This window comes from Bacillus sp. OV166 (assembly GCF_900177675.1).
Taxonomy (GTDB): domain Bacteria; phylum Bacillota; class Bacilli; order Bacillales; family Cytobacillaceae; genus Neobacillus.
Genome location: NZ_FXWM01000001.1, coordinates 4,399,841 through 4,419,728 on the forward strand (window position 1 = coordinate 4,399,841; position 19,888 = coordinate 4,419,728).

23 protein-coding genes are annotated in these 19,888 nt (G+C 37.0%); 5 read left to right on the forward strand and 18 right to left on the reverse strand.

The annotated features are described in order from the left end of the window. Positions 1-59: 59 nt before the first annotated feature. The 5 genes from CCK98_RS21525 to CCK98_RS21545 all read right to left on the reverse strand — a co-directional run bounded on the left by CCK98_RS21525 (position 60) and on the right by CCK98_RS21545 (position 5,881). A complete protein-coding gene (locus CCK98_RS21525) occupies positions 60-869 on the reverse strand; it encodes a M20 family metallopeptidase (RefSeq protein WP_256942436.1) in 810 nt (269 codons plus the stop codon). An 80-nt stretch (positions 870-949) separates the two neighbouring features. Continuing rightward, a complete protein-coding gene (locus CCK98_RS21530; protein WP_088088457.1) occupies positions 950-1,930 on the reverse strand; it encodes an electron transfer flavoprotein subunit alpha/FixB family protein in 981 nt (326 codons plus the stop codon). A 13-nt stretch (positions 1,931-1,943) separates the two neighbouring features. Then, positions 1,944-2,714 (reverse strand): electron transfer flavoprotein subunit beta/FixA family protein, encoded by a 771-nt coding sequence (locus tag CCK98_RS21535; protein ID WP_088088458.1) that lies wholly within the window; start codon positions 2,712-2,714, stop codon positions 1,944-1,946. A gap of 36 nt (positions 2,715-2,750) precedes the next feature. Beyond that, the gene (locus tag CCK98_RS21540) at positions 2,751-3,977 is read right to left on the reverse strand and encodes an FAD-binding oxidoreductase (protein WP_088088459.1); all 1,227 of its coding nucleotides are present in this window, start codon (positions 3,975-3,977) and stop codon (positions 2,751-2,753) included. A gap of 215 nt (positions 3,978-4,192) precedes the next feature. Continuing rightward, on the reverse strand, positions 4,193-5,881 hold the full coding sequence (locus CCK98_RS21545; protein WP_179195892.1) for a PucR family transcriptional regulator: 1,689 nt from the start codon (positions 5,879-5,881) through the stop codon (positions 4,193-4,195). A 254-nt stretch (positions 5,882-6,135) separates the two neighbouring features. Here CCK98_RS21545 and ehuB point away from each other — a divergent pair, with 254 nt between their 5' ends. Continuing rightward, positions 6,136-7,020, forward strand: coding sequence for an ectoine/hydroxyectoine ABC transporter substrate-binding protein EhuB (gene ehuB / locus CCK98_RS21550; RefSeq protein WP_088088461.1), 885 nt, complete (start codon positions 6,136-6,138; stop codon positions 7,018-7,020). Between the two features lie 99 nt (positions 7,021-7,119). Here the strand turns inward: ehuB and ehuA are convergent, their stop codons facing one another. The 6 genes from ehuA to CCK98_RS21580 form a co-directional block, all read right to left on the reverse strand. Next, positions 7,120-7,935, reverse strand: coding sequence for an ectoine/hydroxyectoine ABC transporter ATP-binding protein EhuA (gene ehuA / locus CCK98_RS21555; protein WP_088088462.1), 816 nt, complete (start codon positions 7,933-7,935; stop codon positions 7,120-7,122). After that, entirely contained in the window at positions 7,935-8,639 is a 705-nt protein-coding gene (gene ehuD, locus CCK98_RS21560) for an ectoine/hydroxyectoine ABC transporter permease subunit EhuD (protein ID WP_218780166.1), read from the reverse strand. The genes ehuA and ehuD overlap by 1 nt, the downstream gene beginning before the upstream one ends. 1 nt (position 8,640) lies before the next feature. Next, entirely contained in the window at positions 8,641-9,300 is a 660-nt protein-coding gene (gene ehuC, locus CCK98_RS21565; RefSeq protein WP_373408507.1) for an ectoine/hydroxyectoine ABC transporter permease subunit EhuC, read from the reverse strand. A 210-nt stretch (positions 9,301-9,510) separates the two neighbouring features. Further along, complete coding sequence (locus CCK98_RS21570; protein WP_088088463.1) at positions 9,511-11,199, reverse strand: PucR family transcriptional regulator; 1,689 nt, start codon at positions 11,197-11,199, stop codon at positions 9,511-9,513. Positions 11,200-11,470: 271 nt separating this feature from the next. Then, positions 11,471-12,643, reverse strand: coding sequence for a DUF3800 domain-containing protein (locus CCK98_RS21575; RefSeq protein ID WP_088088464.1), 1,173 nt, complete (start codon positions 12,641-12,643; stop codon positions 11,471-11,473). Positions 12,644-12,744: 101 nt separating this feature from the next. Next, on the reverse strand, positions 12,745-13,410 hold the full coding sequence (locus CCK98_RS21580; protein ID WP_088088465.1) for a carbonate dehydratase: 666 nt from the start codon (positions 13,408-13,410) through the stop codon (positions 12,745-12,747). 165 nt (positions 13,411-13,575) lie between these two features. Here CCK98_RS21580 and CCK98_RS21585 point away from each other — a divergent pair, with 165 nt between their 5' ends. After that, complete coding sequence (locus CCK98_RS21585; RefSeq protein WP_088088466.1) at positions 13,576-13,857, forward strand: hypothetical protein; 282 nt, start codon at positions 13,576-13,578, stop codon at positions 13,855-13,857. 170 nt (positions 13,858-14,027) lie between these two features. Here the strand turns inward: CCK98_RS21585 and CCK98_RS21590 are convergent, their stop codons facing one another. Next, positions 14,028-14,684, reverse strand: coding sequence for a PspA/IM30 family protein (locus CCK98_RS21590; RefSeq protein WP_088088467.1), 657 nt, complete (start codon positions 14,682-14,684; stop codon positions 14,028-14,030). A gap of 22 nt (positions 14,685-14,706) precedes the next feature. Next, positions 14,707-15,054: a flagellar basal body rod protein gene (locus CCK98_RS21595; protein WP_088088468.1), complete on the reverse strand. Its 348-nt coding sequence runs from the start codon at positions 15,052-15,054 to the stop codon at positions 14,707-14,709. A gap of 305 nt (positions 15,055-15,359) precedes the next feature. Between CCK98_RS21595 and CCK98_RS21600 the strand changes: the two genes are divergently transcribed. After that, positions 15,360-15,947 (forward strand): guanylate kinase, encoded by a 588-nt coding sequence (locus CCK98_RS21600; protein WP_088088469.1) that lies wholly within the window; start codon positions 15,360-15,362, stop codon positions 15,945-15,947. Between the two features lie 52 nt (positions 15,948-15,999). Here the strand turns inward: CCK98_RS21600 and CCK98_RS21605 are convergent, their stop codons facing one another. The 5 genes from CCK98_RS21605 to CCK98_RS21620 all read right to left on the reverse strand — a co-directional run bounded on the left by CCK98_RS21605 (position 16,000) and on the right by CCK98_RS21620 (position 17,936). Next, entirely contained in the window at positions 16,000-16,446 is a 447-nt protein-coding gene (locus tag CCK98_RS21605; protein WP_256942583.1) for a redoxin domain-containing protein, read from the reverse strand. Between the two features lie 82 nt (positions 16,447-16,528). Next, positions 16,529-16,675, reverse strand: a complete 147-nt coding sequence (locus CCK98_RS35570; protein ID WP_179195893.1) for a hypothetical protein — start codon at positions 16,673-16,675, stop codon at positions 16,529-16,531. 42 nt (positions 16,676-16,717) lie between these two features. Then, positions 16,718-16,852 (reverse strand): hypothetical protein, encoded by a 135-nt coding sequence (locus CCK98_RS36510; RefSeq protein ID WP_256942437.1) that lies wholly within the window; start codon positions 16,850-16,852, stop codon positions 16,718-16,720. A gap of 499 nt (positions 16,853-17,351) precedes the next feature. Then, positions 17,352-17,537 (reverse strand): DUF2187 family protein, encoded by a 186-nt coding sequence (locus CCK98_RS21615; RefSeq protein ID WP_088088472.1) that lies wholly within the window; start codon positions 17,535-17,537, stop codon positions 17,352-17,354. A 117-nt stretch (positions 17,538-17,654) separates the two neighbouring features. After that, a complete protein-coding gene (locus tag CCK98_RS21620) occupies positions 17,655-17,936 on the reverse strand; it encodes a hypothetical protein (RefSeq protein WP_088088473.1) in 282 nt (93 codons plus the stop codon). 251 nt (positions 17,937-18,187) lie between these two features. Here CCK98_RS21620 and CCK98_RS21625 point away from each other — a divergent pair, with 251 nt between their 5' ends. After that, the gene (locus tag CCK98_RS21625; RefSeq protein ID WP_256942438.1) at positions 18,188-19,030 is read left to right on the forward strand and encodes an HAD family hydrolase; all 843 of its coding nucleotides are present in this window, start codon (positions 18,188-18,190) and stop codon (positions 19,028-19,030) included. 225 nt (positions 19,031-19,255) lie between these two features. After that, entirely contained in the window at positions 19,256-19,663 is a 408-nt protein-coding gene (locus CCK98_RS21630) for a hypothetical protein (RefSeq protein ID WP_088088474.1), read from the forward strand. Positions 19,664-19,888 lie beyond the last annotated feature (225 nt).

Genomic DNA, 19,888 nt, shown 5'->3' on the forward strand with positions numbered 1-19,888 from the left:
TCTAGTTTAATAGATGCTCCATAAATTTTTGCCAGACCATTTGTTAATTCTTCTAATTTCTATTGAAGTGTATTCCTCACTTCAAGAGTGAAACTGCGTGTTGTTCCTTCTAATACTGCCTTGTTTGCAATAATATTAAAAGCAGTTCCAGATTTCAGTTCCCCAAATGTAATGACTCCTGACTCTAAAGGATCAATGCTCCGGCTAATAATTTGCTGGGACGCCGTGACAAGGTGTGATGCTAAAACTATCGAATCAATCGTTTTATGAGGCATCCCGCCATGACCTCCCTTGCCTTCAATTTCAATCGTAAACCGGTCCGTTGCCGCCATCATTGGGCCAGCGCACGTTCGAAAAGTTCCTGAAGGCAATTCCGACCAAAGATGTAAGCCAAAGATGGCTTCTACTCCATTTAAGACGCCTTCTTTAATCATCCCAATCGCCCCACCAGGATTAACTTCTTCAGCAGGTTGAAATATAAATCTCACATTCCCCTTTAATTTCTCTTTTTCTAAAGTTAATAATTTTGCTGCCCCCATTAATATTGCGGTATGGCCATCATGACCGCAAGCATGCATCACTCCCGGAACGACTGAAGCAAAAGGCAAGTCCGTTTCCTCTTGAATTGGCAAGGCATCCATATCGGCCCGAAAGGCAATAGTTGGTCCTTTTTCAACTCCAATTAAATCTGCTGTAACACCAAACCCATTCACATGTTCCTGGACGTGTAAACCAAGGCTTCTCAAATATTCAGCTACTATTTTCGAAGTTCTTTTTTCTTGAAACGAAAGTTCAGGATTCTTATGGAAATCTCGCCGAAACTCGATTATTTCCTCTGCAACACTTTTAAGTGATTCTTTTATTCGCATTGTTTCACCCCATCTATAAAAATGAGGGGGCTGACCATTAGTTAATTGGCAGCCCCAAAGCTATTTAAAACTCACAAAATTTAATTTGTAATCGCTTGCTTTTCAGCAATAACCTTCTTAAATTCTTCTGTTAATAATGGCACGACTTCAAACAAATCTCCGACAATTCCATAATCGGCTATATGGAAAATATTCGCTTCAGGATCTTTGTTAATCACAACAATCACTTGAGAGCTGGACATTCCTGCTAGATGCTGAATCGCACCTGATATGCCGCAAGCAATATATAAATCGGGTGTCACCACTTTCCCTGTTTGACCAATTTGCAAAGAGTAATCACAATATTCTGCATCACAAGCGGCACGAGATGCCCCAACGGCACCACCAAGAACGTCAGCTAACTCTTGTAATGGTTTAAATCCTTCAGAACTTTTCACGCCCCGCCCCCCCGATACGATAACTTTCGCTTCTGAAAGATCGACTTTACCGGTAGCTTTCTTCACAACTTCTTTAACCACAGTGCGTAAATCTTTGATTTCTACTAATAATTTGATTGTTTCACTAACCACTTGATTTTCTTCTGCTTCAATATTGTTTGGGCGAATCGTAGCCATGACGAGACCGTCTGTAACTACTTTCTTTTGAAATGCTTTTCCAGAATAAATCGGTCTAGTGAAAACGATATCCTCACCTGCTTCTACTTCGATACAGTCCGAAACGACTGCAGCATTTAACCGCGCCGCTACACGAGGAAGAATGTCTTTGCCAATCGACGTATGTCCTGTTAAGACAACCTCCGGCTCCACTTCATCGATAACGTTTAACAAAGCCTGTTTGTAGCCATCAGGGGAATAATTGTTCAATTCATCATTATCGACAATATACACTTTCTTTGCCCCGTATTTTTCAAGATCTTCACAATACTTTTCTGCATCACTTCCAAATACGCAAGCAGTAATTTCATCACCCTTTGCGATTCGGGCAGCTACAGTTAAAACTTCAAAAGACACATTTCTGATTTTTCCATTTTTGGCTTCGGCAAGAACAAGTACTTTTGTCATCACATATCCCCCTTTAAACTGCCTTAACATCAGCATGAAGTAACTGCACTAACTTTTTTACCTGAGCTTGGATGTCGCCTTTTAGAATTTGTCCGGCCTCTTTTTTCTTTGGTAAATAGTAGCCGACGATTTTCGACTTCGGCTGAAGATCATCCTCACTAATATCTAAATCCTCAATGTCCAGTCTTTCCAACGGTTTCTTTTTCGCCTTCATAATTCCTGGCAATGATGGATAACGAGGTTCATTCAATCCTTGTTGAGCAGTAACTAATATTGGTAAGGAAGAATCAATGATTTCTAAATCACCTTCAACGTCTCTTGCAACTTTAACGAAGCTGTCATTAATCTCTAGTTTCGTAATTGTGGCTACATGGGGAATTCCTAGTTCTTCAGCGATACGAGGTCCTACCTGACTCGCACCATTATCAACAGACATATTCCCGCCTAAAATAATATCAAAATCTCGTTTTTTGATGGCAGCCGCTAATATTTTGGCAATCCCCTGCTCGTCCAACGGCAGGTCATCTTCATTTTCAATCAGTACACCATTGTCGGCTCCCATGGCAAGTGCTGTGCGTAATGCACTTTCAGCTTCTGATGGACCAATTGACATAACTGTTACCTCTCCACCGTGCACCTCTTTTAACTTAACAGCCTCCTCAACCGCATATTCGTCATATGGGTTGATAATTAACTGCGCATTGTCGTTAACAACTTCCCCATTTTCAATGATTATTTTTTCTTCCGTATCAAATGTTTGTTTCAAAATGACAACTATATTCATCCTTTTTAACCTCCTTTTTCCTAAGAAATTTACTTATTACACGTGGCTATTAACGGTTGTTGAATATGGATGATCTGGTAAAAGTAAATCATTTTCTTCAAAGCGTGTTAATCGGAAAGGAGCAAGATCAATGCCTTCTTGCTTACTTTTCCCTGCCAATACTAGGTCTGCAGTCAATTTCCCCACGCTTGGCGCTATTTTAAATCCGTGTCCGCTGAACCCCGTGCAAAGGTAGGCACCAACAATCGGAGTTCGACTTATAAACGGAATTCCATCTGGTGTCACCTCATAGGCTGAAGAGTAACTAGCTAACAACTTAGCTTGTTCGAGCGATGGAAAACAGCTTAGGAATTTCATAATCGCCTTCTCAATGGCTGCTTCTGTCGCATGCTTAGGGTATTGGTCTGCATCATAATCGGCCGGATCAATATATTGTGGATCCGCATGATCGGCATTCCCTAGCAGCAGGTGACCGCTGCATACTTCAGGTTTAATATACTGGTCATGCTTGAAATCTCCAAAAGAAGGAACCGTTCCCATTGAAGCACCGGGAGAAATATAAATGAGCTGTGCGCGCTGCCCCTGAACTGGTACATTCACACCCACATTTTTCATAATGTGGTGTGCTCCTACTCCTGCCGCTACAATGACATATGGAGTAAAGATTATCTGACCATCAATTGTCTCTACCCCTACAACCTTGCTGCCATCATCACTTGTCAGCACCCTCTTTACACCGCAATGCTGCTTAATCGTAACTCCCAATGCCCTCGCAGCATCCGCGAATGCTTGGTTGGTTAGGACCGGATCACCATAACCACCTTCAGGTTCATAGGCAAATGCACCAAATTGTTCCGTATCCAATTGGGGCCAAATTTCCTTCCTAACTACTTCCTTGGATACTATTCCAGTATTTACGCCATTTTTCTTTTGCATTTCTACATTCTTTTTCAATATTTCAATATTCTCATGATCGACTCCAAACATATATCCAACAGGCTGGTAGCCGACTTCATTTCCTAAAATCTCTTCTGCGTATTTAAAGGTTTCCAAACTTTGTACAGCCATCCGCGTTAATAGTGGATAGCTGTAATGACCACGAAGTACACCACTTGATTGGCCGGTTGCCCCTGAACCGATTGCATTTTTCTCTAAAACGACAATGTTTTTTACATTTCTCTTGGCAAGCTCATAGGCCGTGCTGCACCCCATTAATCCCGCGCCGATTATGACAACATCAGCTGTCTTTGGCAAATTACTCATCACTGTCCACACCTCTCTTACATATTGTTAAGATTTTTCAGGAATATCCTAAATCTTCTGGATTTATCTTAACTCTCCGTTCTAGAACAAGTCATTAGACATTTTGTTGGAACTATTTTTATGAACTTTCGACATTTTGAAGTTTGGTATTATTTTCACCATGCAAAAAGGACAGGCAAAAATGCCTGTCCTTAAATAAGTTTTCCTTTTCTTTTCTATTCTGCCGAAGCCTCGCCTAGCTTCCATAATTTAATACTCAATTCTAACAGGAATCTATCTTCTGGATCGAATAACGAAAGATTAGTTAATGACTCGATTTTCTTCAATCGATAAAGTAAGGTATGCCGGTGTAGATGTAGATCCCTTGCCGTCTGACTTGTTTTCCCTTGATTTGCATTGTAAACCATTGCTGTTTCAATTAAGTTTGCGTTTTTTTGTTCATCGTACTTTATAAGGGATTGGATCGTATGATTGACAATCTCACTCATCTCTTTATCATTCGCAATTCTTAATAGCGCACGTTCCATTCTTGTATCCTCATATTTTGTACAACTGCCTGCCCCGTCTTTCTTTCTACCTATATGCAAAGCTTTTTGAGCATCGATAAAGCTCTCTGAAAACCTTTTCTCGCCCTCGTGACATCTGCCTATTCCCCAAGACAAAATTACCCCGGGTAATAATTTATTTAAGCGTCGATTTAATAAATCAAGAAAGTTATGTACTTTATCAAATTTACTTGTAAATGAAGACTCTACAAATAAAATAATGTCATTTCGATGATCTGTCGTCATTACCTTTTGCTTTGCCATATTAGCAGCAAGAAAAATTTCATCCTGAATATAGAGAAGCATGCTTTCTTTCCATCGTTCGTAGGATGTATCTGAATAATTTCTTTGATAGAGCTCCTTTAAGTTTTCAGGAGTCCCGATTAGACAAATATAGGGAAGCTCCAATACATAGCCAAGCGATTTTGCCTGTGAAATTTTTTGGTCCCAGCTGGAAAAATCCCCCTCTGCTAGACTCCAAACAAAATCCCCTCTTAGTTTCATTTTTATTTCTTCAATCGTATTTTCACGAAGGAACCACATCGCAAGGACAGTAGAAGCATGCTCCAGAACAGTAACATTTTGTATAGATAGAAAGGACTCTACTTTTGTTTCATCTTTAATTTCAATGTTCAGATACCCTTGAAGTCGATTCGTCGACTGGATGGGGATTTGTAAAATAACACTATTTAAGAGATTAATTCTTTCGATTCTAGTAAGCAGTGGATGTTGGCTATTCATTAACGATATTCGCGAGACAACTTCTTTGGTAGACGTATGATGATTCCATTTTTCAATTAAATCCTTCGCATTCATACTTTTTCCTTTAATTACATTGGCTTTATCAACAATAATGAGAGACTGACTTAATTTTTCTCCCACAAAATCCGCGATCTTTGATAGATTTTGATTGCTCAGTATCATATTCAAAAGCGTTTGTTGGATGTTTTCAACTATTTGCATTTCTTTGTTTTGATCTCTATTTATCTTATTCATAATGGAATGGGAAATTTCAGCAAAGCGTATTTCCCACGGGATTTCTATAATTGGAAACTCCTTGTCTTCTGCAAACATAAGCACGCTTTTCGGAATTTCACTAATATACTTACCTTTTGCAATTGCAAGGGCCGAGGCACCTGAATCATAGACACTTTCAACAAATTGATGAAAAACTTCCATGTCATTGCCTGAACCTGCACCGGTATTAAGAACAAATTCATTTTTACGAATATAATTTTCTACAGGAATATCCATAATAGAAACCCATTCTACTGGCTGTTTAGACAACTTGTTTACTGCTGTTCTTACTTTGGCCCCACGTAATATATCTAGATCCAGAACATCCTGTATTGTCAGCACTTGTCTTAAAACCCCAAAAAAATTATTTTTCAACATAGATAAATGTAAATATGAAGGTGTAACAAAGGTAATATCGGTATTTTCAAATTTTACATTATTAAGAATTTACCATCAATACAATTAATAGTTTCCAACTTCAAAATGTAGAAAAAACAACTAACAATTTCGACATTTTGGCAATAGTCAATAAATAGTTGAAAAGCTACACTTAGGTTAAGTTTCGGAAAAATCAGAAAAATAATAGGAGGAAAAAAATGAAAAAACTACTTTCTATTCTAGGCATGCTTATGTTGCTAGTTTTGACTGCCTGTCAAGGAACCAACTCAGTATCAAATGAAACAAATGGCTCATCACAGTCAACCTTAGAAAAAGTAAAAAGTAATGGCGTTGTTACGATCGGATTTGCAAATGAGAAACCTTATGCTTATCAAGATAGTAATGGAAAGATTACTGGCGAGGCAGTTGAGGTGACCCGTGCAGTATTAAAAAATTTAGGAGTCAAAGAGGTGAAAGGTGTCCTTACAGAATTTGGATCATTAATTCCTGGCCTCAAAGCCAAGCGATTTGATATGATTACAGCTGGAATGTTTATTAAACCAGATCGTTGTGAACAAGTAAGCTTCGCAAATCCAGAATACACCATTGGGGCAGCATTAGGAGTAAAAGCAAATAACCCACTTAGACTAACAAGCTACGAAGATATTAAGTCAAATCCTGATGCTAAAGTCGGTGTCATGGCGGGTGCAATTGAACATGATTATTTAAAGAAATCAGGGATTTCAGACAAACAAATCACAATCATTCCAGATATTCCATCGGCTGTACAAGCCCTTCTTGCGAATCGAGTAGATGCCATTACGATGACAGGTCCTTCATTGGAAGCGATGTTAGAAAGTGCTGGAAGTAAGGATATTGATAGAGTAAAGGATTTTAAACAGCCAATTATTGATGGGAAACCAACTCAAGGTTTTGGAGGATCTGCCTTCCGTTTAGAAGATACTGAATTCCGTGATGCCTTTAATGGAGAGTTGGAAAAGTTAAAGGATTCTGGAGAATTACTAAAAATTATTAGTCCCTTTGGATTCTCTGAAAACGAACTCCCTGGTGATATGACAACGGAACAACTTTGTAAATCGTAATGTATAGAAACAGCCAATGTTTCTGCTAAAACATTATATAGAACAAAAAGATCCCCTTAGGCCGATGATTTATCGGAACTAAGGGGATCTTTTTGACTGCTATCTCATTCTTTTTAAGAAGGCCTGAAGACGCTCACTTTTTGGATTTTCAAAGACCTCTTGTGGAGGTCCTTGTTCGACGATTTTCCCGCCATCCGTAAAGATGACTCGATCGGCAACATCTTTTGCAAAGTCCATTTCATGGGTTACTAATATCATAGCCATATCACCCTCAGCAGCAATTTCTCGAATCACATCAAGTACCTCACCAACTAGCTCTGGATCAAGAGCTGACGTTGGTTCATCAAACAGCATGATTTTTGGACGCATCACTAGCGCACGCGCAATAGCAACACGCTGTTGTTGTCCACCCGATAATTGAGCAGGATAGTTATTTAATTTACTCCCTAACCCTACCTTCTCTAACATGGCTTTCGATCGATCCTCAGCATCTTTTCTGCTCATTCCAAGCACATTTACTGGAGCCTCGATACAGTTTCGCAAAACCGTCATATGTGGAAAAAGATTAAATTGCTGAAACACCATACCAATTTGTCCTCGCATTTTATGTAAGTGCTTCTCATCTGCTTTAACCAGTTTCCCCTTCACCTCTTTGTGCCAGAGAGGCTCACCGTTAATTTCAATAACTCCTGAGGTAGGTTGCTCCAATGTCATTAAAAGCCTGATTAAGGTTGTTTTGCCTGATCCACTTGGTCCAATAATCGCCATTTTTTCACCTGGAGATACAGCGAAATCTAACTCACGAATTACCTTAATATCACCGAATGATTTACTTACCTGTTTATATGAAACTAATGGAGTTACTGTGTTCACTGCTAATTTCTCAATAAATTCGAGTTTTTTAACTGCCAGCATTATGCCGCCACTCCCTTTTGTTTAGATTTTTTTCCTTTTTTCACTATTATTCTTCGATTCAGTTTCCCTTCTAATTTATTAATGAGTAGTGCGGATGGATAGCTTAGTAGTAAGAATAGTAATCCGACAATCGTGAATGGTTCCAAATAACGAAATGAGCCAGAACCTGCAATTTTTGCCGTTTGCAACATTTCAACCACAGTGATAGCTGAAAGTATTGGGGTATCTTTAAACATTGATATTAGATAGTTACCTAGCATTGGTATAATAGGCGGGATGGCTTGTGGAAGGATTACCTTCGTCCATTTCTGGCTGAGAGTGAAATTAAGGGCTGTTGCAGCCTCCCATTGTCCACGTGGAACAGCATTAATTCCTGAACGATAAATCTCTGCACAATACGTGCTGTAATGAACACCTAATGCAAGTGTTCCAGCAACAAAAGGGGATAAAGATATGCCGTAAAATGGTAACACATAGAACACAAAGAATAGTTGTACGAGCGGCGGAGTTGCCCTGATAAATTCACTTACCCCAATCACGAGCCATGTAAGTGGTTTGAATGGTGATCGGCGAAGTACTGCTAATACTAGGCCTAGTATCATAGCTAATCCAAATGCAACAATAGTTGCTGCCAATGTAGTCCACATTGCATCAAAGATAACTGGAAATACCTCCAAAGCATAATCCAAATCAAAGATATTCATTTTAAACACCTCCTAGAGAAGTTTTATGCTCTAGCCAACGAGCCACTATAATAAGAGGCAGGGCAATGAAAAAATAAATTATGAGCAATGATGTGAAGATTTCGGTTGTTTGTCCCACATAGGTATTACGCATGGTTAGGGCCTGATACGTTAGATCACCGAGCGTTATTAAAGAGACAAGTGAAGTTCCCTTCATTAATTCGATCGATATATTCCCAAAACCGGGAAGCATGATTTTTATTGCTTGGGGGAGAATAATATTCCTCATTCTTTGAAAAGGAGTCAAATTCAAGGCAATCGCTGCTTCCATTTGACCTTTAGGAATAGAAAGAATTGCCCCGCGAACAATCTCTGATGCATAAGCACCGTAGCATAAAGACATAGCAATCACACCTGCCGCAAGCGCAGATAATTCGATGCCGAAAAATGGCAGTACAAAGTATATCCAGAACAATTGAACAAGCAGTGAGGTTCCCCGGAATATTTCAATGTAAAACGTACTAATTCCCCTTATCATTTTATTTTTAGATAGCTTTCCAAGACCTGCAATAAATGCAATTAAGTAGGTAAAAATGATAGACAACACAAGGACTTGCAATGTAACCTTTGCTCCATTTAATAAAGATGGTAATAGTTCAACATACGTATTAATAGAAGTCACTTCCTTTCGAAAATTATTAAATAATTTGAATTTTTAAAACATTAGAGCGTTATTTATATTTTAGTTAAACACTCTCTATTCAACAATGATAATTTTGTATGAATTTATTTAATAATTTTAGCCAATTTAAACAATAAACTATCTAAATACAAAAAAAGTCAGCTAGGGTAGCTGGCTTTTTTTGTATTTAGATAGTATTATCTCTTGGTATTAACATCCCATTTTCCATGTTTTTATGCTTAAATCTAATAAAAACAAATCATCGGGATCCACAAGGGAAAGTCCCGTTAATTCTTCAATTTTCCTTAAACGGTAGAGTAAAGATTGTCTATGTAAAAATAGTGCTCTTGCTGTTTGGCTTACATTCCCTTGATAATAATTATATGTACTAATCGTTTCTATTAAGTCAAGATTACGCTGTATATTGTATTCTACGAGAGGTTCAATGGTGGACATAATGATTTCTTTCATATCTGGGTTTTGAAAGAGATTTAGCAGTAAACGGTCGATACGGGTATTTTCATACATAACCCGATGACCAATCCCTTTTTTATTCCTGCCTATATTTAATGCAATTTTAGCATTTTGATAACTTTCTTTAAAACCTGTAATTCCCTCATTGTAATTACCAATCCCCCAAGAAATTATCACGTTTGGCAATAAATTTCTCATTCGACGATCCACAAGATCTAAAAAGTTCGTGATACTTTCATTCTTACTATCTAGCGAATGTTCAAGAAAAACCAGCAGCTTCTCCTCATGGTATGTAATCATTACTTCTTTATTTAATGCTTGTGCAGCATAGAAGATTTCTTCTTTAATGTAATGAATCATGCTATCAGCCCATTGCTGATAAGCTTCTACCGTTAATTTCCTTTTCTTGAAAAGTTCTTTTAAATTTTCGGGAGCACCAATTATACAAAGGTATGGAAGTTTAAGATTATAGCCAATAATTTCAGCCCTTGAATTTGCCTGCTCCCATGAATTATATTCCCCATTAATCAGTTCGTTAATAAAAGAAGCATGCAACTTTATTTTTGTTTCTTCAACTGCATTTTTCCTTGAAAACCATAGAGCTATTGTTGTCACAGCATGCTCCAGGACATTGACAGTATTTTGAGTTAAAAAGCTATCCAAAATGATATCAGAAGCCAGTATGACAAACAGATAATTTTGTGTATTCCCTGAGACTTGTATTACTGGAAGCTGTACAATGCAGTGCTCTTCTATTTTTATCTTTTGGATTTTTTGAATCATAGGATCATGAGGGGATAATGACACAGATTTCATAGCAGGGATTATTCCTTTGACAACGTACCCCTTCCAGTTTTCTAATAGATTGGGAATCTCTTTACTTTGTGCATGAATTGTACCGGTTTGATCAGTGATAATTACAGGGAAACCTAAATGCTCATTTAAATAAGTTGATATACAAGCAAGATCTGCCTCTTTTAAAATTAAATTTAATAGCTCCTGCTGAACTTTTTCTGATCTCCGACTTTCTTCATTGGAGACATGATTTAATTTCACCATAACCGCTTCTATTACGCTCGAAAAACGGACTTCCCATGGCAATTCAATAATAATAAAATTATTCTTTTCTGCCATTTCGATGACTTCTTTGGGAATTTCATAAATATATCTTCCTAATGCAACGGCTAATGCGGATGCCTCAGAATTAATGACATCCTTAACAAATTTTTCAAATTCCTCAAGACTATGGCCACAGCCGATGGCAGTTGTTAAGACAAATTCATTCTTTCGAACAAAGTTCTCGACAGGCATTTCGATTGCAGATACCCATTTAACCACTGTTTCGGTGATTAATTTTGAACCAGATAGTACTTTAGCGTCCTTCATAATCTCTAATTGTAAAATGTCGAATATTTGTAAACTCATAGAAACCCTCCTCATGATGTCCCGAACCTTTAGTTATTATTCCTCATACCACAGTTGGATAATTTTGAAGAATGGCGGATTGGTCTATCGAAACAACTATAGCACAATAATCTTATATTTATGTTAACAATAGGTATTAAACACTCAGTAATATTTTAACAAATTCAAACTTTCCAGTAAATTAGGTAAATAGATGCGTTTTATAAATCGTTTTATAAATAAAACAAAAAAAGTCAGTCCCACTGAAGTTTCCTTAGTAGGGACCGACCTTTTATTCAGTAACCGCTAATTTTTCCAATTCAATAATTTTTTTAAGATATTCATATTCGTTGTTTTCGAGAATATCAATTTCATTGTTGGTGGCAAGTAGAACTTGATTTCGACACTTGGATATTCTTTGAATCATCGGGTGTATGGTTAGGCTCGATAAATGAACAAAATCATATAAGTCTGTTAAACAAACCGGCAGTTTATATCCCTTATTGCTGCTGGCAATTAACAGCCCACTATCACGAAGTTTGGAAACGATGTTCGATCTAAAGTAATGATGATTAATTTTGTTCACTCTGATTGCATTTAAATTATCTAAAATTTCTTGGGTATAGACATATTCATTAGGATTTTCTCGCAGATTAAATAACAGGAACTTGAGTAAATCTATCCTAATTTTTTCATCCGCATCCTCACTCTTTTTATTCTTTTCAAGATATTGAAGGGCCAAATTAACCGATTGTTTAAAAATAACCTCATCAAATTGAGAGTCCTGATTCCTTGATATGTAATCATGTAAATAGTTTTTATAGTTTTGCGGCCATAAATTAATGGCGATGATTTTCTTTTTGATGATTTTATGAAAAAGCGGATAATGTTCCGAGTACTGGGTTTGATCGTAACCTTTTGTAATCGTCCCAGCGATTAAATTAGCCAGTTGAAGAATTATTTCTGATTTACTGTGATTAAACCCAAAGGTGGAATAATTAAATAAATCTGGAACACTTTTTTCTGCTATATACGTTTTAAATTCAGTCATGAATTCTTTCGTTCCTTGTTCCACTAACACAAGATCCAGTTGGTCAAACGTTCGATTTAAGTCATCATAGATTAACCGATTCATAAATTTGATAAACGTCTTTTCAAACGTGATGCCGCTATCTTCTCTAATTTTTCTTTTATCGACGACATAAGCATAAATATTGAACGGTAAATCCTTTAGTTCATTTAATAGTTGAATTCTTAGATGAGGGTTATCAATTTTATCAGTATGCATTTCGTCGGTTTGAAAGTATTTTTGTCTCACCTTTTCAACTTCCTGTTCTAACAACTCTTTATTTGACTCTTTTGCTAGAATAGAAACGATAATAAAGTGGGTCGAAACATCTTTATTTTCAAAATCAAAACTATAATCACCAGATTCATCAATAAACGCGAATTGGATATCGTTCATTCTCCCACCTCACCCAAAAATTCTTTCTTTAGGTACTTATTTCAACAAAATATGATCTAAAACCTTCAAAAAGTTAATTTTCCCCTTATTAAATTCATTGATTAGCACGATAAACCGCAAGTACAGCGATTTTTTCCAAAAACAAACGAATAAGCAGATGGAAATTCTTGATTTACCCGCTGGACCTCATGGGCAAATTCCTGTTCATTTTTAGGAACATTTGATAAGGAATCGGCTTTTTTCTGATTATCAATATGAGCGCCTGGTGGAACATAGCTGCCAGGCCTTAGCGTTACTCCACCAGTAACAACTGCCCCCGAGGCGATGAAACTTCCTTCTCCGACCTGGGCATGATAAACAATTGCCTTAAAACCGATAAATACCTTTTTATCAATCTGACAGGGACCATGGATCAATGCTCCGTGGGCACATGATACCTCATCGCCGATATAGACTGAATATTTCCTATTATTAACCTCTACATGTTTGTTTTTTAAGCCATGAAGGATTACTCCGTCCTGCAAATTACAGTTGCTTCCGATAAAGAAAGGCGTCCCTTCATCTGCGCGGATACTGACGAAGGGACCGACATACGTATTATTCCGAATCGTAACGTCGCCGACAATATAGGTAAAAGGGCTTAAAAATGCCGTTTTATTTATTTTTGGAAAAATTGGTGTGGGATTTACGGAAGTTACCGGATTCGAACCTACAAAGTAACTATAAATATTAAAAGGACCATTTACATTATTGAGATAATGCCACATGATACATACCCCTCTTCCTAATAACTGGATTCTTAATTATTCATACTACATATACGTAGGTTTTCTAAATTAATAACTTTCCAGATCAAGATAAAATGTTTAAATAGAATAAAGATATCAATTTTATATTGAACGCCCTTTTTTTTAAGGGGTCAATTAGCAACTTTGGGTGATGCTGCTAAAACGACTTTGAATATTACTATGGAAATTTTGATCCAGGCTCAACAAGCCGCTGTGACAGCAAGTATTACAGCCACCACCATGGCATCAAGCAGTTCAGGCGGAGATTCGAAAGTAATCCCCATGCTCTTGCGGCGAGCTTTGTTCTTCATTCTGCTTATGATAGACAAATCTCTTGCTCTCACGGTGAGTTTTGTCCTTCATCCCGCTTATGCTAGACAAATCTCTTGCTCTCTCGGTGAGATTTGTCCTTCATCCCGCTTATGATGGACAAATCTCTTGCTCTCTCGGTGAGTTTTGTCCTTTATCCCGCTTATGATGGACAAATCTCTTGCTCTTTCGGTAAGTTTTGTACGTAATAAAGCCCTTCTGTTTCATGTTTTTATCTTTTGATCCAACAAAAAGACAGTGATTCCTAAATCACTGCCCTTTTATGATTATTCTTTTGTTAGGTTTACAGGATGATCATCCTGTTTATTCATTTCTTTTTCTAACTGCTCCACCCGTGCATCAATACTTTGGAAGTAGGAATGGTTCACCTTGTGTTCTAATCGTTCCAGATAGTTTTCAATATCCTTAAACTTTGATGTAAATTGGTCCGAATATGAATTTGACTCTGATACCTGATTTATTTTAATATTAGCCCGTGTTACATTTTCCCGGCCCATTAATTCCATCCGTCGAAGATGCATATCCTTTAACTTTTGCTTCATTTCTTCATGCTTTCTTTCTAATTCAGTTAACTGCTCAGTCACTTGTGCAAGAGAAGCATTCAGGCGCTCTGCACGCTCTATATATTGTTGATGCTCCGCTGAAGCAAATTGATAAAGCTCTGTTTCTCCTGCTTTTGAAGCAATCTCTACCTGGTACTTTCTTTTTTCTGCTCGCTCAGTTGATTGATGATATTCTCTTGTAAATTCTTCCTTTAAGCTAGATTGACGTTCGATAAGCTTGCCAACCTTCTCCGTCTCCTGCTCACATTGGCGAAGGTATTGATTGAGCAAATCAATCGGATTTTGTTTTTCTTTGTGTTGACGCGTTTCATTCAAATCAGCAATAATGAGATCTTTAATTTTAGTTAATAAGTTTGCCATTGTTCACTTTTCCCCTTTTAAATTAATTTTTTTTTAATTCATTCCATTGTTTATCAAAATTTTCAAATGGATCGGATTCCTTGTTCACAGGCGGCTTTTTGTTTTTATTCCACTGTTTATAAACAAGGAACAGTACATAAGCTGCTCCGACTCCGATGAGTGCTGGAATATGGTGGATGGTTGCTGAAAGTACAATTAAGCCGATGATGACTAACCCAATTTTCCAACCTGTTGATTCCGCCTTCAAAAATTGTTTATAGATGAAGTAAAGAATCGCTAGACTTACGAGTAACCCAATAATCGGACCAATTGTTTTAAGTAAGATGACCGCTGCAAGTCCGCCGGCTAAAAGTAAACCAAATTTTTTCATGTTATTTTCCTCCTTCGTTCTTTATCTTGATTTCATCTTACCTTTTTTCAATCCTTTTCATAATTGCGCTTGAGCTTGATTTTCCCCTCAGACTTAAGACGTAGATGCAATCGGACTGCTTAGTATTGAATATATTAAAGGAACAACGCAATTCACAAAAAAAATCAAAAAGGTCAAACTTTCCATTCTCTATCTATCTGTTATAATTAAATTATCCCAATCCAACCATTTTATGGTGTAATACTAAAAAGCATTTGCCGTCAGGTAGATTCTTTTTTATATAATCCATTTTCAGGAGGTTATCTATGTATAAAATCAAAAATAAAGAAAAGCTATTCATTTACACAGGACCAGATGGTTCAGGGAGAAAAACGGTTGCCAAAATGGTTGCGACCGCGTTTGATATGGAAACGGTGCTCTCATACACGACTCGTTCTCCTCGTCATTACGAAAAAAATGGGGAAGACTACCATTTTATTAACGATGAAACGTTCAAAAAAATGCAAGAGAACCAGGAATTTCTTGAAAGCGTTGACATCGATGGAATACACTATGGCATTCGCGAAGAGGATATTGTTAAGGCATTTGAATCCCATACCCTTGTCTACCTAACATTAAATCCTGAGGGAACAGAAAAATTAAAGAAAATGTATGGTGATCGTGTCATGCGCTTTTTCATTTATGCCGACCGCGATACGGTTATTAAGAGACAAAAGGAACGCAAAGATAATGATCAAGACATTGCCCGCCATATGGCCCATTATGATGAAACCATGAACTATAAAAACAGTTGTGAACATGCCTTTGAAAATTATGATTCGCCTCAAGTTTCCTACCAAATAAGTGAAGTCATTGAAGGTTTCCTTGAAAGAGGTTTCATAGTTACTGATTAAGCAGAAATAATAAAGTGTCAGGCCTATTGGGTGCCTGACACTTTATTTCAATTCACTGGGTTGTTAACTTTTCAAGTTCTTTAAAAACCGCTTCATAATCTTCTTTTTTATCAGCTTTAAATGAGGTGTTTATGTAGGTTATCACGCCAGTTTTACCCACCACAAAGACTGAACGAATCGCCGTTCCGCCTTTTTCGTTAAGTACATAGTAACTTTTTACCGTTTGTTTAAACCAATCTGACAATAAAGGATATGGCAGGGTTCCCATACTCGCTGCAAAAACTCTATGGGAGTGGATATGATCCACACTAATAGCTAGTACTTCAGCATCTAATTGCTCGAATCGTTTGTAATCCTCTTTCCAAGAGGATATTTCCTTAATTCAGCCGGGTGTAAAATCCATTCCATAAAAGGCAACAACTATGTTTTGCTTCCCTCGATAATCAGACAAGGCAATCTTTTCTGTTGTCGTCGCCGATAATGAAAAGTCTGGGGCCATCTCGCCAATATTCAAAGACGCTTCCAAGATCTATTCCTCCTTTCTAGTCTAACTAAGAAATTCCGTTCAGTACCCTCATAAATTATTTACCTTTATTGCTGGCTGGGTCCTGAATTGGAACATGCTTTGGTCGATTTGGATAGGAAGCCTTCCCTTCATCTGGACCTGTAAGGTCATTTCTCTGGTCTAGAACTTTCCCAGTATATTCAATTGGATTATTCTTTGGCATTATCTCACCTCCAAGTAAAAGGGGATGCACTATGATCGTCCGTTAGCTCTTCTTGTTTTGAAATTTTAGTTTCTGCTCTGCCTCACTCATGTTTGGATTACTTCTGGGCAGACTTTTGCTTAACGTCTTCTTTAATTCAATATTGGCATCATCATCCGTATTATACTTCTGGTCCATACTTCCCCTCCTTTTTGTTACTTATTATGAACCTTATTTGTAGGTTCATTCGTTCGTTATTTTTTACATAACGGAAAAAGCTTAATAAAAAAGAACGCTAATAAACAAAGAAATTTGTTCTTAAGCGTTCTCTGCTGTTTTATTAATAAATATAATCGGTGCCATCCATCCGCTAATAAGCGCACCCGGTAATAGTGCTATACCTGCCTCAACGGCCGTAAATTCCCGCATCCGCTGCAAAAATAGAGGAATGATGGTCTCCGCCCCCAATGAGTCCCATAAAGCTAATCATTCCAATTATTATCACCTCCGTTTGTTAATTAATAATTTAATTTTTCTGAATTTATCATTTAACTACTTTTATCACAAAAAAAAATCGAGTAGAGACTTAGTCCCTCACTCGAATTTTGTACTTATCATTTTTTCTTTTCACTTAAGTTTTTTCTGGCTTATTTTACATTTAGGGGTTTATATCAAACTATTATGTAAACCTGGTGGGTCAACTTTTCGACTTCTTAATTTTGTAATTTTTATGGTTTACAATGGTAGTAAGTGGTTCATCCTTATCTTTCGAATAACCATATTGGACCATAACAGAATTTTCCCTAATACCAGAAACGACACCTTCATGATTTTTTCCTTCACGACTAAAGGAAATAACATCGCCAATATTTGCCGTAGCCATTCCATCACCTCGACTTTATATTAACCAATAATTCCCGAAAAAATACTTTCCATCTGTAAGGAAAATGATCAGAAAAAAAGCCCTTGAAGGGTCAAAGGCTTCGCTTTATCAGAACAATTAAAGGACGATCGTACTTTCTAAAATAAGTTTATTAATGGTTTTCCTAAATCCCCAAATAATGTCCGAGAGCATTTCTAATTCAATATCTATTTCTCTAATGTCCCAATAATGTTCGTTTTTTCGGTGGTAGGTAAACTTTCCATCAGGATACTTCATAATCGTAAGCGTTCCATTCGGACTGACTGTATTTAAGGTAAGAAAATATTTCGTCCCATCCCAATTAGCATACTTATCAAAATGATTTAGAAATCCAGTAATTTCGCTACTTCTCAAAATCATCACCAGTCACCCCTTAACTTTTAATCGGTAAAAACGATTCGTGAAAAAGGAACGTGAGGATTTTAAAAAAAATACATCCTCCATTAAGTTATTGTTTTCATTATAGAAGATAAAAAAGTTAATTCAACGATCATGGCAAATATCCAAACATCCTTTCGTGTAAAATGGTGTCAGGCACCAACATAAATTTGGAAACACATTTTCGGGTTAAAATCTGCTATAGTAGTTTTATGATGGAATGGAAAGGAAATATGACAAATATGAAATGTATTTCAATCGATTTAGATGGTACCTTATTAAACTCTCAGCATGAAATAAGCGTGGAGAATGTGAAGGCCTTAAACGAATTGAAGGACTCAGGCCACTGCCTTATTTTGAACACAGGTCGTGCTTACGCTGATGTCATTAAATTAAAAGCCGTTCAAAATATGGAGATTCCGATTTTTTGTATCAATGGTTCCGTTTTATATTCAGAAACGAGAGAAATGCTGTACGAGGCTACATTAACAGTTTCAACCTATAAAAGTATTTTTACGATATTAAAAGAACTCGGCGTTGGTATTTTGGTTTACACCAATTATGGCGGTTTTCCCTCGACATTGCCTCCATTGCATGGGAAAAGTAAACAAGAGCTCGATACCCTTTTTCAAGAATTCAATTATGATGAAATTCTTAAAAAAGACAATCTAAAAATCTATAAACTTATTGCCTTGGTACACCCGGAGCAAATAGAAATGATAGCAGAGGTTAAAGCGGCATTAGCAGGGAAATTTGATATTTCGATCGCTTCCTCATTTCCAAATAATGTGGAAATCACTTCAAACGAAGCACATAAAGGAAAAGCTCTATTACGTTACCAAAAAATGTTGAATCTTTCTTTTGATGAAATAATCGCTTTTGGGGATGGCGGCAATGACCTTGCCCAGTTTGAAGTAGCTACCACTTCAGTTGCCATGGGAAATGCCCCTGTCCATGTTCAGCAAAAAGCCGATATCATCACAAAGACTAATGACGAAGATGGTTTTGCCTATGCTGTTCGAGAGCTTTTACAATTATTGAACACAGAAGAGCAACGATCTATATTAAAAAACTGAAATTTTTCTGCTTAAACAACTGCGTCACCTCAAAATGGGGGATGCAGTTTTTTGTCGTTTAATTTTTATATAGTCTGTAAGGCACGTCCAGTCATTTAAAACCAAGGACTGCATACCCTTCTTACTAAAGGGGGGATTTTCATTAACAGAGAATTTTCGAATAAAACGTCTTCCAAATCTTCCGTTGTTTTTGGAATCATTTTTGGTGTTATAGGGATTGGATTCATGTTTCTCAATATTTGGATCGGTTCGATTTTCTTTGTGATTGGAGTTGTCATTTTTTTGTGGATGCGATACTTTGGCAACGACACCACCGTTTCCTGTCGTGAAAAAGGGTTCACTGTCACAATCATTAATAAGCGAAAAGGAATCTTTGTAAACGACTACGCCTGGGAGCAGGTTACCGAAACCCACTATTACGAAAGAGAATCTGCAGGTGAAAATAACACAACAACACGTTATTTTCAGGTAAAAACCGAAAATGGTGTCGCCTTTAATTTATATGAAATGAAGAATTTTTATGAATTAATAGAAATATTCAATCAAAATACTGTCCACTTGCCTTACTTTTGGGAAAAGCCAACAGGAATCTTAAAAACACGTTATCAAAAACAAACCCGAGTTACTTCTTAACTTATTGAACCTTCACCTTAAATATTCATCCTATATGAACTTATAAAGGAATTATAGTTAGTAATTTTCTATCAATTTAAAAAAATTAGGGATTGGAAGGAATGTATGCTATACTTTGTTTACCATTTACTTTACGTTTTCATAAGACCGCCCTACTCAACTGCAGAGTAGGGTTTTTTATTTGCCCCGAATTTTACCAACAAAAAAAGACTCCCATAAAGAGAG